This is a genomic window from Thiohalocapsa halophila (assembly GCF_016583825.1).
Classification (GTDB): Bacteria; Pseudomonadota; Gammaproteobacteria; order Chromatiales; family Chromatiaceae; genus Thiohalocapsa; species Thiohalocapsa halophila.
In genome coordinates this window covers 111,492-125,405 of sequence record NZ_NRRV01000001.1, presented here as the reverse complement: position 1 = coordinate 125,405, position 13,914 = coordinate 111,492, and the positions used below count along the sequence as shown (strand labels likewise).

At 66.4% G+C, this 13,914-nt stretch carries 13 protein-coding genes; 5 read left to right on the top strand and 8 right to left on the bottom strand.

Annotation, left to right across the window (positions count from 1 at the left end; genetic code table 11):
- Positions 1 to 209: 209 nt before the first annotated feature.
- From CKO31_RS00595 to CKO31_RS00585, 3 genes are all read left to right on the top strand, one after another.
- Positions 210 to 443 (top strand): hypothetical protein, encoded by a 234-nt coding sequence (locus tag CKO31_RS00595; protein WP_200232985.1) that lies wholly within the window; start codon positions 210 to 212, stop codon positions 441 to 443.
- A complete protein-coding gene (locus CKO31_RS00590; RefSeq protein ID WP_200232984.1) occupies positions 440 to 685 on the top strand; it encodes a hypothetical protein in 246 nt (81 codons plus the stop codon). Before CKO31_RS00595 ends, CKO31_RS00590 begins: the two co-directional genes overlap by 4 nt.
- A 370-nt stretch (positions 686 to 1,055) precedes the next feature.
- Positions 1,056 to 1,592: a Uma2 family endonuclease gene (locus CKO31_RS00585; RefSeq protein WP_200232983.1), complete on the top strand. Its 537-nt coding sequence runs from the start codon at positions 1,056 to 1,058 to the stop codon at positions 1,590 to 1,592.
- A 210-nt stretch (positions 1,593 to 1,802) separates the two neighbouring features.
- Here the strand turns inward: CKO31_RS00585 and CKO31_RS00580 are convergent, their stop codons facing one another.
- From CKO31_RS00580 to CKO31_RS00545, 8 genes are all read right to left on the bottom strand, one after another.
- Complete coding sequence (locus tag CKO31_RS00580) at positions 1,803 to 2,414, bottom strand: Uma2 family endonuclease (protein ID WP_242475035.1); 612 nt, start codon at positions 2,412 to 2,414, stop codon at positions 1,803 to 1,805.
- 73 nt (positions 2,415 to 2,487) lie between these two features.
- Positions 2,488 to 4,887, bottom strand: a complete 2,400-nt coding sequence (ppsA, locus tag CKO31_RS00575; protein ID WP_200232982.1) for a phosphoenolpyruvate synthase — start codon at positions 4,885 to 4,887, stop codon at positions 2,488 to 2,490.
- A gap of 298 nt (positions 4,888 to 5,185) precedes the next feature.
- Positions 5,186 to 5,884 (bottom strand): rhodanese-like domain-containing protein, encoded by a 699-nt coding sequence (locus tag CKO31_RS00570; RefSeq protein ID WP_200232979.1) that lies wholly within the window; start codon positions 5,882 to 5,884, stop codon positions 5,186 to 5,188.
- A 59-nt stretch (positions 5,885 to 5,943) separates the two neighbouring features.
- Positions 5,944 to 6,504: a hypothetical protein gene (locus tag CKO31_RS00565; RefSeq protein WP_200232976.1), complete on the bottom strand. Its 561-nt coding sequence runs from the start codon at positions 6,502 to 6,504 to the stop codon at positions 5,944 to 5,946.
- 104 nt (positions 6,505 to 6,608) lie between these two features.
- Positions 6,609 to 7,445 carry a sulfur oxidation c-type cytochrome SoxA gene (gene soxA / locus CKO31_RS00560; protein ID WP_200232975.1) on the bottom strand — a complete coding sequence of 279 codons (837 nt, stop codon included), beginning with the start codon at positions 7,443 to 7,445 and terminating at the stop codon, positions 6,609 to 6,611.
- Between the two features lie 140 nt (positions 7,446 to 7,585).
- Positions 7,586 to 7,957 carry a sulfur oxidation c-type cytochrome SoxX gene (soxX, locus tag CKO31_RS00555; protein WP_200232973.1) on the bottom strand — a complete coding sequence of 124 codons (372 nt, stop codon included), beginning with the start codon at positions 7,955 to 7,957 and terminating at the stop codon, positions 7,586 to 7,588.
- Positions 7,958 to 8,341: 384 nt separating this feature from the next.
- Positions 8,342 to 8,977 carry a response regulator transcription factor gene (locus tag CKO31_RS00550; protein ID WP_200232971.1) on the bottom strand — a complete coding sequence of 212 codons (636 nt, stop codon included), beginning with the start codon at positions 8,975 to 8,977 and terminating at the stop codon, positions 8,342 to 8,344.
- Positions 8,974 to 11,202 carry a PhnD/SsuA/transferrin family substrate-binding protein gene (locus CKO31_RS00545; RefSeq protein WP_200232969.1) on the bottom strand — a complete coding sequence of 743 codons (2,229 nt, stop codon included), beginning with the start codon at positions 11,200 to 11,202 and terminating at the stop codon, positions 8,974 to 8,976. The genes CKO31_RS00550 and CKO31_RS00545 overlap by 4 nt, the downstream gene beginning before the upstream one ends.
- 242 nt (positions 11,203 to 11,444) lie before the next feature.
- On the opposite strand from CKO31_RS00545, the gene soxB reads away from it, so the two are divergent.
- Positions 11,445 to 13,232 carry a thiosulfohydrolase SoxB gene (gene soxB, locus CKO31_RS00540; protein WP_200232968.1) on the top strand — a complete coding sequence of 596 codons (1,788 nt, stop codon included), beginning with the start codon at positions 11,445 to 11,447 and terminating at the stop codon, positions 13,230 to 13,232.
- A gap of 106 nt (positions 13,233 to 13,338) precedes the next feature.
- Positions 13,339 to 13,818 (top strand): protein YgfX, encoded by a 480-nt coding sequence (locus CKO31_RS00535; RefSeq protein WP_200232960.1) that lies wholly within the window; start codon positions 13,339 to 13,341, stop codon positions 13,816 to 13,818.
- Positions 13,819 to 13,914 lie beyond the last annotated feature (96 nt).

Here is a 13,914-nt window from a genome sequence, read left to right as displayed (position 1 = left end):
TGAGCCGCGCTGCATCTCACGTGTACGGGGCGAGCCGTTGTCGATCGGCTTGAAAACGGGGCTGGACAAGGGACCGGGCTCAATTCTTGCTGGACTTCCAGCATGCTGCGCCGTTCACGCATTCGTGTCGGCGGTCTGCCGCCCTTTTCTCCCGCGCGGCCCGCCCCTGCTAGACTGCAAGGGCAGCGTTAGGTGGCCAGCCGGACAGCATGAGATTCGAGATAATCACCCCGATCACCGGCGCTGTCGTCATTGCCAGTGGTTCCGGGGTACGGATCAGGCAACACCTCAATCGCAGCTACGGCAGCGGGCGTTGGCGGAAGATGAAGGGTTTCGCCACCGTGAGACTCGCCGATGGCACCATCAGCGACGCTGAAATCCACTGGTTCGAAGCCCACGGGTTAGGTCGGCGCGACCTCAAAATCAAGCGGCTGATTCCATGAGCAAATTTGTTATCTGCATCGACAACAGCGGCAACGAGGCCAGCCTCATCGTCGGCAAAGTCTACGAAACGGTAGAGGACTCCGCCGCCGCCAAACATGCCATGCTCCGCGTGCTGGATGAAGATACCTCCGAGCCCGGAGGTTATCTCTACAGTGCCGGGATGTTCGCAGAGCTTGACCTGCCCGAGGCCGTCAGGCGCCAGCTTCAACATCACAGACAAGCCGAAGTGGCGTATAACTAGGGCTTCTCGCTCAGCTAGGGAAACGCCGATTTATTGGCGTTTCCCGTGCGGGGCAGGGTGCCCCGCCATTTTCAGCGGCCTAAGCCGCTGAAGATGAAGGCGTTCGGAAACCGCGTTTTCGAATCCCGTGCCGATTTTGGGCCAGGACGGCCAATAATCGGCGTCTCCCTAGCCCAGGCCTGCGCGGCCATTCGCCGACAGGTGCGATCAAGATGACACGCGTGCGTGCAGCAGACTAAGCTTGGGATGATCTGACCTCGACGCCGAGCAGGTGCGAGTGTCTGTGCAACCTGCGCGCTGCGTCTCGCCTGCCGCCATGACTGCGCCTATGTCCACCCTAGCTGCCTGGAAACCGGAACAGGAACGGCTCTTGACCATCGAGGAGCTGCCCGACCTCGTCGGCGACGCCTCCGGAGAGCTCATTGCAGGGAGGTTTGTGCCGATGCCGCCCACGGGCTGGCCGCATGCATCCACCGAGGCCCGGGTGACGGCCAGGCTCCAGCAGTACGTGGACGCCAACCCGATTGGTGTCGTGCTGAGCGGTGAGGCCGGCATCATCATCCGCCGCAGCCCGGATACGCTGCGCGGTGCGGACTTGGCCTTCGTCTCCAACGAGCGCATCGCGCAGGCATCTCCAGCGGGCTACCTGGACGTCGCCCCGGAACTGATTGTCGAGATTATCTCCCCCAGCGACCGCTGGACGGCGGTGGCGAGCAAGCTGGATGACTACTTCAGCATCGGCGTTGAGCTGGTGTGGCTGGTGGATCCGCAACGCCGTTGCGTCAGTTGCCACCATAGTCCTGGCGATCTGGAGGTGCTCGGTCCAGCGGGTATCCTCACGGCAGAGCCCATGCTGCCCCGCTTCACATTGCCTGTTGCCGACCTGTTCCGCGGACGCTCTGATTAGGCGCGTTGGCTTAGGCGCCGGCGTTACGGGGGGCGCACACAGCGGAAAAGGCGCCAGCGGAAAAGGGAAAAGGGGCCAGGCTCGAATGGCGCTCAAGCGCGGCAGGCCGCGTCAACGCGACGCAGCGATATCCGCAGGGCCTGCAGGGCGGGGCGACCTGCCAACACTTTTCTCCGCCCTCCCGCCCGCCGCAGCGTCCGCGGATCGGGATCAGAGGGCAGGCTCCCAGATCCGTGTCAAATCGAGCTCAAGGCCCGCCAGGACATCATCGCCGTCCAAGCTCGCAGGCGCATCCAGCGTCGCCGGTAGTGTCGCCGGCCGATAGATGCGCACCTGCTTGTCTGCCGGGATCAGTAGCCAGCCGAGACGCACACCGTTTGCCCGGTACTCCTGCATCTTCGCGTCCAGCGCGACCGGATCATCGTTGGGCGAGGCCAGCTCCAGGACGAAATCCGGTGCCAGGGGCAGGAAACGGTCCTTGTCGGCGTCTTTGAGGCGCGCGAGCTGCGCCCGGGAGACCCAAGCGGCGTCTGGTGAGCGCGTGGCGCCATTGGGCAGCCGGAAGCCGGTGGATGAGTCGAAGACGACGCCGCGGCCGTCCTGGCGTGCCCAGATGTTCAGGTCCGTAATCAGGTCCGAGTTGCGGCGGCCGGTCTCTCCGCCGGTGGGTGGCATGATCTCGATGTCTCCGTTCGCGTTGCGCTCGATTCGATAATCGGCATTCGCCTCGCAGAAGTCGAAGAACTGCTCATCGTCCATCCGCATGCCGGCCGGCAGGCGCAAATGCACCGGTTGGGTCGCGCTGGCGTTTGGTGCTGCCATGGTCTGTGTGGGTCAGCCGGGGTGGGATTCTCGAGGAAGCTCAGCCACAACTCTAGCACTGCTTCCGCAGGCGTCAGCCTTTCCCCGCGTGCTCCGCCAGATACAGCCAGGTGTCGATGACGGTGTCCGGGTTCAGGGAGACGCTCTCGATGCCTTCTTTGACCAGCCAGTCGGCGAAGTCGGCGTGGTCGGAGGGACCCTGGCCGCAGATGCCGACATACTTGCCTTGCTTGCGGCAGGCCTGGATGGCCATGGAGAGCAGGGCCTTGACGGCCGGGTCGCGCTCGTCGAAGTCGGCGGCCACCAAGGATGAATCGCGATCGATGCCGAGGGTGAGCTGGGTCATGTCGTTGGAGCCGATGGAGAAGCCGTCGAAGTACTCCAGGAACTGCTCGGCGAGCACCGCGTTGGATGGGATCTCGCACATCATGATCAGCTTGAGGCCGTTCTTGCCGCGCTCGAGTCCTTGCTCGGCGAGCGCCTCGGTCACGGCCTTGGCCTGCCCCAGGGTGCGCACGAAGGGGATCATGATCTGGAGGTTGGTGAGGCCCATCTCGTCGCGGACGTACTTGAGCGCCTCGCACTCCATGGCAAAGCACTCGCGGAAGTCGTCCGCCACATAGCGCCCGGCGCCGCGGAAGCCGATCATCGGGTTCTCTTCGTCCGGCTCGTAGCGCGGGCCCGCGATGAGGTTGGCGTACTCGTTGGACTTGAAGTCCGACATGCGCACGATGACCGGGCTCGGTGCGAAGGCCGCCGCGAGGATGCTGATGCCCTCGGCCAGGCGCATCACATAGAAGTCCCGCGGCGTGCCTGTCGGGCTCAGGTAGGCCGCGATGCGCGGTCTGATCTGCGCCTGGAGGTCTTCTGGCAGGGCGTCGAGCTCCAGCAGCGCCTTGGGATGGATGCCGATGGTGTTGTTGATGATGAATTCCAGCCGGGCCAAGCCGATGCCGGCGTTGGGTGTCGCCGCGAAGGCGAAGGCGCGCTCCGGGTTGCCGACGTTCATCATGACCTTGACCGGCACCTCGGGCATCTTGTCCAGCTCGGCGGTCTTGTGCTCGAAGTCCAAGGCGCCCTGGAAGATGTAGCCGGTGTCGCCCTCGGCGCAGGAGACGGTCACATCCGCGCCGTCCGGGATTCTGTCGGTGGCGTCGTTGCAGCCGACGACGGCGGGCACACCCAGCTCCCGGGCGATGATGGCCGCATGGCAGGTGCGCCCGCCGCGGTTGGTGACGATGGCCGCCGCGCGCTTCATGACGGGCTCCCAGTCGGGGTCGGTCATGTCCGTGACCAGTACGTCGCCGGGCTCCACGTGCTCCATGTCGCGGATGGACTCCACCACCCGTGCCTTGCCGGCGCCGATGCGGTGGCCGATGCTGCGCCCGGTGGCGAGGACCTCGCCTTGCGCGTTCAAGATATAGCGCTCAATGACTTGGCCCGGGCGGCTCTGCACCGTCTCGGGTCGGGCCTGCACGATGTACAGGAGGCCGTCGGTGCCGTCCTTGGCCCACTCGATGTCCATGGGCCGGCCGTAGTGCTCCTCGATGAGCATGGCTTGGCGGGCGAGGTCTTCGACCTCGGCGTCGGTGAGGCTGAAGCGCTGACGCTCGGCCTGCGGTACGTCCTCGGTGCGCACCGGAGATCGCTCGGCATCGGGTGTGCCGGGCTCCGCGTAGACCATGCGGATCGCCTTGTCGCCGACGCTGCGCCGCAGTATGGCCGGGCGCTTGGCTGCCAGCGTCGGCTTGTGGACATAGAACTCGTCCGGATTGACGGCGCCCTGGACCACCATCTCGCCGAGGCCGTAGCTGGCGGTGATGAAAACCGCATCCCGGTAGCCGGACTCCGTGTCCAGCGTGAACATCACGCCCGCGGCGGCCAGGTCGCTGCGGACCATGCGCTGCACGCCAGCGGACAATGCCACATCGGCATGTGCGAAGCCCTTGTGCACGCGGTATGAGATAGCACGGTCGTTGTACAGCGAGGCGAACACCTCGCGGATGGCGCGCTTGACATTGTCGAGCCCCTGGATGTTCAAGAAAGTCTCTTGCTGGCCTGCGAAGGAGGCGTCGGGCAAGTCCTCGGCCGTGGCCGACGAGCGGATGGCCCAGGAGGCCCCGTCGTTGCCGTCCCGGCCCACGAGCTCGTGGTAGGCGGCTTCGATGTCCGCGTCCAGGCTCGGCGGGAAGGGCTGCTCGATGATCCAGCCGCGGATCTTCGGCCCCGCCTCGCTGAGCGCCGCGATGTCATCCACGTCCAGCTTGTCCAATTCTGCAGCGATGCGCTCGGCCAGCCCGCTGGCGGCGAGGAATTCCCGATAGGCCGCCGCCGTGGTCGCGAAGCCCCCCGGCACGCGCACGCCCACGGCCGTCAGGTGCTGGATCATCTCCCCGAGGGACGCATTCTTACCGCCGACGATGCCGACATCGTCCATGCCCAGTTCGGAAAGCCAACGTACGGATTCGGTCATTGCAGCAGGCCTCAGCGCGGTGGTCGGGCGCGCCCGTGACGGACTCGCAACCCGTTGGAAGTAACGCCGCAATATAGCCGAACGCCGGCGCGCCCGAGACGACCAGCGTCAATGCTGAGGATTGAGCGCCCGGCGCTCCAGGGAGATGGTGGGGGAGACGGCGGGTGAGACGGTGGGATGCGGTTCGCTGGGTGGCCGGCTTGGCGGCTGCGCCGGTGATTGGGTGAAAAAAGGTGGGAGACAAAAAAGGCGCCCCGCGGGCGCCTTGGGAAGTGCGGGTGGGTGAGCGGGGAGACGCTCAGGGCTTGACGGTCGTCAGGCCGACACTCACCCAGTCCTGCATGCCACCCCGGTACCACTTCAGCTTGTGCAGGGGATACCCCATGTCGGCCAGGGTCCTGAGGTTGGCGGTGGACTGCGGGCACCAGATACCGTTGCAGAAGAGGATCAGCGTCTTGGCCTCACTGAAGTCCCACTTGTCGCTGCCGGCGTCGTAGTCCGCCCCGAATTGATCGGCGAGGATCTGCACCAGGGTGTCCGCCTCGCCGGGGGTCTCGAAGGTGCCGGCGGCGTCGGTGTTGATCTTGTTCCAGGGGACATTGACGGCCCCCGGAATGGTGCCGCGCATGACCCAATCCGGGGTCCGGGAGTCGATGAGCATGATGCGCTCGTCGCCGGCCGTCATACGCTCCAGGTACTGCAGCACCTCCAGCTCGCCGACGGTGTCGATGCCGGGTAGGGCCTCCATGGGCTGCACACAGAAGGGCGGGCAGCCGCGCTCGGTCTTCTGGAATGCCTCCGGCAGCGTGGCATCGAGGTTGTGGCCGCGCTTGACGACGACCATCTCGCCGTCGTGCGCGACCTCGACGGATTCGAGGCCCGGCGCGATCATGTTGTCGGCACCCCAGGCGAGGCCGGCGGCCAGCAGGCCGCAGACCGTGGCACCCAGCCGCAGGGCCTGGCGTTGGAGCGCGGGACGGGTGATGGCATTGGTCATTGTTTCTGTCTCCTCTCGCGGGCGAATTAGGTCGGGACGCAGCAGGCGCTGGGCGGGCGTCATTCCTGTATGGCCTTCCGCATGAAGTCGGGGAAGCCAGCGCCCTTCTCTTCCATGGCCTGCTCGTAGCCGCGCTCTGCCTGGAACTTGGCTGCTGCGGCGGCTTTGATGGCCTCGTCGAATTCGCCGGCACCAGCCAGCGTGCGCGCGCTCTTGATCATTTTGGCGGTGTCGCGCCACTCGCCCCCGACGGAAGCGGCCTTCTTGCGGGCCTCTTCCGCCGCTGCGATGAGGGATTCGGCCTGGGCTTGTTTGTCTTCCTCGACGGTGGCATCGCCTTCAGCGACCTTGATTGCGAACTCCGACTGACGGACTGCCCATTGCGCAATCATTCGCGCCTTGGTGTATTGCCGGGAAGGCAGCAGGGACTTGGCCTCGTCGATCATGTCCTGCGCTTGGCTGTCTTCGGCGCCTGCGGCCAGGGCCTTCTCATGCATTGCTTCGGCTTCGGCAATGGCTTCCTCGGCTTCGGTGCGGGTGGTGGCCCAGGCGCTGGTCAGCGGTACGGCGACCAGCAGAACGATCAGGATCAGGTCTGTGGCAAGCCTGGTCATTTTCATCTATTTGCAACTCCTCTCGTGCGGGTCGAGCCCGGTCCGAGCTGCGCTGCGTGCGTGCGTGCGGGCACAGCCAGCGCGTCGGCCGGGCTCAGTCGGGTGGCTCGTTATTTACGCGCGCCTGGGCCGTTCAGCTCCAGGCCGTTGTTCATGTAGGTCATGAAGTACTCGAGGTTGCGGTACTCCTCGCCCTGCGCGGGGAAAGGCTTGGCGCGTACCTGCTTATTGCAGCCGGAGTAGCGGCGGTGCAGCGTGCCCATGGCCCCCCACTTGGAGCGGTATACCGGGAAGTGGGTGGTGTGGCCGAAGGCGGGGCTCAGGATCTCGGTGCGCAGCGTGCTGCCGGAGTTGCCGACGTGGCAGCTGGCGCAGGAGAAGTTGAGCTGGCCGCGGCGGGCGAAGTAGAACTCCTTGCCCTTCTGGTAGGCATCCAGGGCGCGGGGGTCGTCTTCGGGGATCTCGACATCGACGACGTCGCCGCGGGACTCGTAGGCCATATAGGCCAGGATGTCGTTGATGGGTCCCTTTTTGTACTTGAGCGGCTCCTCGCCATTGGCCTCGCGACAATTGTTGATGGCCAGCGGCAGGGTCATGACCATGCCCTTTTCCTTGTCCCAATGGGGGTAGTCGGCGGCGACACCCGGGCCCTCCGGGAAGCAGTCCTTGTAGGTCTTGCCGTTGGCGAAGGGCGTGCCCCACATCTCCTCGCCGTCGGAGATGGCGGCCTCGTAGGGCGGGAACTCTTCGATGGCCTCCCAGTTCTCGCGGCCCACCGGGTCAATGGAATAAACGCCGTTGACGAACTCGTCTTTTTCGACTTGCGGGAAGCGCTGCTGGAAGTATGCTTGCCAGACCTCGCGGTCTTCCTCCGGGCTGGCGAACAGGGGCGCGGCCAGCAGTCCGCCGACACAGGCGGCGGTGATGGTGGTGATGGTCTTGTTCATGGGGTTGCGGTCTCCGATGAGAAGTTCGCGGGGTCGTCGCCGGTGGCGGTGCTATGGCCGCTGCGCGGCTGACGGCGGGCTGCCGTATTCCCCGCTGTCGGCGTCATGCGGGCGTGCCGACGCCCGCGCGTGCCGGGCGGTCACAGCTGCCAGATGTACTCGACGACGTCGATGAACTCCTTGTCGCTCAGAATGCCGTGCCTGCCGAAGGGCGGCATCACGACTCCCGGGTTCTTAATGGTTGGATCCCAGATCTGCACAGCCAGATCCTCCTTGCTCGGATAGCGGGTCTGCATGGCGACCAAGGCCGGCCCGATGGCGCCGGGTGCCTCCCCATCGGGCATGACATGACAGGCGATGCAGTTGCCGCGTGAGCGGTCCAGGGCGACTTCCTTGCCCGCTTCCACGTTGCCGTTCAGCTCCATCTCGGGCATTTCGGCCTGGGCACCGGCGGCGGCCAGGGTCAGGAGTGTCGCCGCCGAGACGGCGAGCAACGGCTGTTTGAAGGGCATGCAATACCTCCTGAGGTTTGTCGGGTTATGGCTCGTTTCGACGGACACCGTCGTTGCGACGGCACCGGTTGGCTCGCTTGGCCCTTGTCGTGCAACGCCGGTCATGGGACCGAGCAGGGCGCAGTGGCTTGGTTGTTGTGATTTGACCGTGAGGGACAGTGGCGGGTCGGCGGTGGTGCGAGCCCCGCGTTTTGTCATTGTGCTGCCCGCTCGACGCCGCGGATGGTGCCCGCGCCATAGACAAAACGCAAGGTTTTGCCGCGCCGGTTGCGGCCACGTCGGAGTCAGACGCCATACAGCTCGATAAATTCCCCGGCCTGGCCGTCGGCATGCACCGCAGCGGTGCATGCCGACGGCGTGCGCAGGGGCTTCGCCGCGCCGATCTCAGCCCTCCTGGGCGCTCTTGGCGCGGTCCGGATAGAGCATCAGCATCATGCGCATCAGCTCGGACAAGGACCGGGCCTCCAGCTTCTCCATGACCTTGGCGCGATGGGCTTCCACCGTGGACTGGCTGATGCCCAGATCGGCAGCGATGACCTTGTTGCGCTTGCCGGCGAGGATCTGATCCAGCACCTCGCGCTCGCGCTTGGTGAGCCGCTCGACGCGGTCCTGAATCTGGGCGACCTCCAGCGCGTGGCCGCGCTGGTCGCCGTCCACTTCCAGCGCGCGGTGCACGGCGTCCAACATGGCCTGGTCGTTGAACGGCTTTTCGATGAAGTCCACCGCGCCATTTTTCACCGCCCGCACGGCCATGGGCACGTCGCCATGGCCCGTGATGATGATGATGGGCGGATGCAGCGGCTCTTCGGACAGGCGCTCTTGGAGCTCCAGGCCGCTCATGTGGCGCATGCGCACATCGAGCACCAGGCACCCCGGGCGCTCGGGGTCGAAGCAGTTCAAAAACGCCCAGGCAGAATCGAAGGTCTCGGCGGCGAGGCCCACGGAGTCCATCAACAGCCCGATGGCCTCGCGGACCTCGTCGTCGTCATCGACGATGAACACCGTCGGATCTTTGCTCATGCGTGCTCTCCGGCATGGTCGGTCTCGTTACCGTCGGATTGTAATGGCACGGCGGTGGGAGTCACCCCGTGGCGCTTGTCGACATAGGGCAGGCTGAAGAAGAAGGTCGCACCGATGCCCGGCGTCGAGTCCACCCGCAGGCGCCCGCCGTGGGCTTCGACGATGCCGTGGCTGATGGAGAGTCCGACACCGAGTCCCTGTGGCTTGGTCGTAACGAAGGGCTCGAACAGGTGCTCCGGGGAGCCTTTGCCGAGTCCCGGGCCGGTGTCCACGACCCGGATCTCCACCACATCGCCGTTACGCCGGGCGAGCAGCAGCACCCGCCGCTCGCGGGGCTGATCGGCCATGGCCTCGACGGCGTTGCGCACCAGGTTCAGCAGGACTTGCTCGATCTGGGTGCGCTGCGCCATCACGGTGTCGGCGCCGAAGCCGATCTGGCGATGCAGGGCGACACCGGCGCGGCGGGCGTCCTGGCGCATGAGCACCAGCACGGTCTCGAACATGTCCGTCACGGTGACGGGGGCCATCTCCGGCTCTTCTTTGCGCACGAAGCGCCGAATATGGCGGATCACCTCGCCGGCGCGCTCCGCCTGCTCGGCGATCTTGTCCATCACCTCTTTGCAGGTGCCGGTGTCGGCGCGCGCGGCGTCGATCATACGCACGCAGGCACGGGCGTTGGTGGTGATGGCCGTCAGCGGCTGGTTCAGCTCGTGGGCGATGCCCGAGGCCATTTCACCCAGCGTGGACAGCCGCGTGAAGTGCGCCTGCTCGGCCTCCTGGCGGCGGAAGCGCTCGGCGGCCTCGCGGCGCTCGGTGATGTCACGGCAGACGACGACGGTGCCGAGGGTCTGGCCCTGCTCGTCGCGGATGGGCGTGGCGCTGTACTCCACGGGAAAGCTGGTGCCGTCGCGCCGCCAGACGATGTCGTCGTCCACGAAGCGCGACTGCTCGTCGCCGAAGGTGGCGCAGACCGGGCAGTCCTCGCGCGGATGCGGCTCGCCGTCGGGGCGGGTGTGATGGAGGATCTCGTGGGTCTCGTTGCCGATCAGCTCTTCGGCACGCCAGCCGGTCATGCGCTCCATGGCCTTGTTGACGAAGGTGGTGCAGCCGTTGAGATCCACGCCGTAGATGCCCTCGGCGACGGAGTCCAGGATCAGCTGGTGGCGCCGCTCCAAGCGGGTGTTGGCGCGGCTCAGGCGCTGATTCAGCTGCAGCACCCGGCTAGTGAGCAGGGCCATGGTCAGCAGTGCCAGCGTGCCGATGACCACCGCCAGCCAATACTTGGCCAGCGCGTCCGCCAGCGTAAAGGGCGTCGCGTCGTCGTAGGGTGCACGCTGGAGCGCGCGCAGCAGCTGGTGCACGGGCTGATAGTCCAGGGGGACGGTCCAGCCCGCATAGCCGCCCGCGCGTGCGGCGGGCCCGTCCGCGGGCATGCGCAGCAGCGCCACGGCCACGGACTGCGCCAGGTCCATGGGCGTGCCATCGAGCTTGCTGAAGGGCCATTCCGGGTACAGGGGGGTGCTGTGCAGCGGCGCGAAGCCCGGTGTGTCACGGGCGCCGAGCACTTTGAAGTCCGCGAGGTCGATGACGCCGGCCGCGGCCATCTGCTCCAGCACCTCGGTGCGCACGGTGCCGGCGTCCACCTCGCCGTCGCGCACGGCCAGCACGACGGCGTCGTGAATGCCGCCGAAGGCCAGGGAGCTCAGATCGTCGGTGAGGTCGATGCCGCGCTGCAGCAGCTCGGCCTGCGCCATCTCGAACCCGCCCAGAGAGTTGGGGTCCACCGCCATGAAGCGCTTGCCGGCCAAGTCTTCGATGCGCTGGATATCGTCGCGCTCCGCGCGTGTGAAGATGACGCCACCGAAGAGGTTGCGCGCGTGCTCGCCGGAGCCGTTGCGCAAGGTTGCGATGCGCGACACGCCGTGCTCCTGCTCCAACGCCACGTAGATTGCGGGGTTGACCAGCACGAAATCGACGCTGCCCGCGGCCACTGCTGGCTCGACGGCGGCGAAGTCCAGCGGGACGACAGTGAAGTGAGCGCCCGGCACCTGTGCGCTCAGGTAGTCCGCGGTAGGCTGCCAGGCGCTGCGCGTGCGGGCATCGCCGCGGTGGCTCAGCACACCGATCAGGACCTGCCGGTCGGTGGCCGTTGGCGCATCGGCTGGCGCAGCGCCCGGCAGCGCCGCGCAAACAAGCAAAGCAAGAAACAGGATCGATGCCGGCATCTGGCGGGCGGTCAAGCGTTTGGCGGCGGTCCTGGCGGTGTCGGCGCTGCGGCGGTGGCCTGTTGTTGGCAAATCCGACACCTGCACATGCATACTATTGCGGCCTTCGATCCCATCCGGATCTGTGCAGCGGCGGTGATGTTTGCGCCCCTGTCGGTGTCCCGCCCCTCGCGCCCTGAGGCTGCGGCGCTCCGGGTCTGCCCCAGCCGCCCTAAGTGAAAACCAGAGGAGATCATAACCGAATGTCCATTTCACGACGCGAATTCGTGCGCCTGATGGGACTCGCCGGCGCCGCCGGCATGCTGCCCCGCTCGGTGTTCGCCCAGGCGAAGCAACCGAGCGATCTCTACGAAGTGCCCAAGTTCGGCAATGTGACCCTGTTGCACATGACGGACTGCCACGCGCAGCTGAACCCGATCTACTTCCGGGAGCCGAACGTCAACATCGGCATCGGGCCGGCCTTCGGCAAAGCGCCGCACCTGGTGGGCGAGGCGCTGCTGAAGCACTTTGACATCGAGCCGGGCGGCATCCAGGCGCATGCGTTCTCGTTTCTGAACTTTGCCGAGGCGGCGGAGCAGTACGGCGCCGTCGGCGGCTTCGCGCATCTAAAGACGCTGGTAGACCGTATTCGCGCGGACCGCGGCGACGGCAACAGCCTGCTGCTGGACGGCGGCGACACCTGGCAGGGCTCGGGCACCGCCTACTGGACCCGCGGCATGGACATGGTCGGCGCCTGCAACCGCCTGGGCGTCGACATCATGACCGGCCACTGGGAGTTCACCTACCTGGACGAGGAGGTCATCAAGAACGTCGGTGCCTTCAACGGCGACTTCGTGGCGCAGAACGTCAAGGTGCGCGAAGAGGCCCTGTTCGACTACAGATTCGCCGACTTCGGCGGCTTCCAGGAGGACGCCGGCCTCGCCTTCGAGCCCTATACCATCAAGGACGTCGGCGGCGCCCGCATCGCCGTCATCGGTCAGGCCTTCCCCTACACCCCCATCGCCAATCCGCAGCGCTTCATCCCGGACTGGACCTTCGGCATCCAGGACGCGCGCATGCAGGAGTTTGTCGACAAGATCCGCGCCGAGGAGGAGCCCGACCTGGTGGTGGTGCTCTCCCACAACGGCATGGACGTGGACCTGAAGATGGCGGGCCAGGTGACGGGTATCGACGTCATCTTCGGCGGCCATACCCACGACGGCATGCCGGCGCCGACGGTCGTGGAGAACGCCTCCGGCAAGACCCTGGTGACCAACGCCGGCTCCAACGGCAAGTTCCTGGGCGTCATGGACCTGGACGTCAAAGACGGCAAGCTGCGCGATTATCGCTATCGGCTGCTGCCCGTGTTCTCGAACCTGCTGCCAGCGGACGCGGACATGGCCAAGTACATCGAGGAGACCCGCGCGCCCTACCTCGACAAGCTCACCGAGGAGCTGGCCACAGCAGAGGAGGTCCTGTATCGACGCGGCAACTTCAACGGCACCTTCGACCAGGTCATCTGCGACGCCCTGCGCAAGGTCAACGACGCCCAGATCAGCCTCTCGCCCGGCTTCCGCTGGGGCACCTCGGTGCTGCCGGGGCAGAAGATCACCATGGACAACGTCATGGATCAGACCTGCATCACCTATCCGGAAACCTACCGCCGGGAGATGAAGGGCAGCGAGATCAAGGCCATCCTGGAGGATGTCTGCGACAACCTCTTCAACCCGGACCCCTACATCCAGCAGGGCGGCGACATGGTCCGCGTCGGCGGTCTCGACTACGTCTGCGACCCCACCGGCGGCATGGGCGAGCGCATCACCGAGATGCAGCTCGACGACGGCACCAAGATCGAGGCGGACAAGACCTATGTCGTCTCCGGCTGGGCCACGGTCGGCAGCCAGGCACCGGGCGAGCCCATCTGGGAGACGGTCGCCACCTACCTGCGGGACGTCAAGACGGTCAAGATCGACAAGCTCAATACACCGAAGCTCAAGAATGTCGAGGGCAACCCCGGCATCGCCGACTACTCTGGCGAGATCCTGAGCTGACCCGCACCCGTCCGCCCGGCTACTGCCGGCGTCCGGGCGGACGGCATCGCCACCTGCCTGCTCTCGATAGATCGCTGCGCGCCGCCGCCCGGGACGCCGCAAGCCCATGTCCGGCCAACGCAGCCTGCCGCCGCTTCGGATCGCACCGCGGCCATCGCGTCGACTGCTGGGCTTCGTCCTCCTGAGCCACGCCGCGGCGCTTGCCGTGCTGGTGCCGCTGCCGACACCGGCTCCGTGGCTGCGCCTGCTGCTCGGCGCGGTGATCCTCCTGAGCCTCGCCTATGTCATCTGGGCACAGGTGCTGCGCCGGGCGCCCTGGTCCGTGGTCGCCGTGGACTGGAGCGAGCGCGGCTGGCAGGCGACCTTCGCCGACGACCGCACCAGAGAGGTCCGGCTCGCGCCATCCACCTTCGTCGGCGTCGGGCTCGTGATCCTACACCTGCGCGTGCGCTGGCTCTGGCAGCCGAGCCTGCTGCTCACCGCCGATGCCGTGCCGGCCGACGACCTGCGCCGGCTGCGGGTGCTGCTGCGGCTGGGGTTGGCGGGTGGTCGAAAGGAAAACGATGACGGACAGGCGCCGCAGTAACGGCGTGTCCGTGACCTGATCGTCCCGTTCCTCCAGCGTCGCCGCAGGTCCCTGCCTGCTCCCGCGGAGTGTGCTGATTTCTGCGCCCCGGGAGCG

What these genes read in the sequence shown, in the direction of transcription:
- CKO31_RS00595 (WP_200232985.1), top strand. Translation starts at nt 210, where the DNA reads ATGAGATTCGAGATAATCACCCCGATCACCGGCGCTGTCGTCATTGCC.
- CKO31_RS00590 (WP_200232984.1), top strand. Translation starts at nt 440, where the DNA reads ATGAGCAAATTTGTTATCTGCATCGACAACAGCGGCAACGAGGCCAGC.
- CKO31_RS00580 (WP_242475035.1), bottom strand. Translation starts at nt 2,414, where the DNA reads ATGGCAGCACCAAACGCCAGCGCGACCCAACCGGTGCATTTGCGCCTG.
- ppsA (WP_200232982.1), bottom strand. Translation starts at nt 4,887, where the DNA reads ATGACCGAATCCGTACGTTGGCTTTCCGAACTGGGCATGGACGATGTC.
- CKO31_RS00570 (WP_200232979.1), bottom strand. Translation starts at nt 5,884, where the DNA reads ATGACCAATGCCATCACCCGTCCCGCGCTCCAACGCCAGGCCCTGCGG.
- CKO31_RS00565 (WP_200232976.1), bottom strand. Translation starts at nt 6,504, where the DNA reads ATGAAAATGACCAGGCTTGCCACAGACCTGATCCTGATCGTTCTGCTG.
- soxA (WP_200232975.1), bottom strand. Translation starts at nt 7,445, where the DNA reads ATGAACAAGACCATCACCACCATCACCGCCGCCTGTGTCGGCGGACTG.
- soxX (WP_200232973.1), bottom strand. Translation starts at nt 7,957, where the DNA reads ATGCCCTTCAAACAGCCGTTGCTCGCCGTCTCGGCGGCGACACTCCTG.
- CKO31_RS00550 (WP_200232971.1), bottom strand. Translation starts at nt 8,977, where the DNA reads ATGAGCAAAGATCCGACGGTGTTCATCGTCGATGACGACGACGAGGTC.
- CKO31_RS00545 (WP_200232969.1), bottom strand. Translation starts at nt 11,202, where the DNA reads ATGCCGGCATCGATCCTGTTTCTTGCTTTGCTTGTTTGCGCGGCGCTG.
- soxB (WP_200232968.1), top strand. Translation starts at nt 11,445, where the DNA reads ATGTCCATTTCACGACGCGAATTCGTGCGCCTGATGGGACTCGCCGGC.
- CKO31_RS00535 (WP_200232960.1), top strand. Translation starts at nt 13,339, where the DNA reads ATGTCCGGCCAACGCAGCCTGCCGCCGCTTCGGATCGCACCGCGGCCA.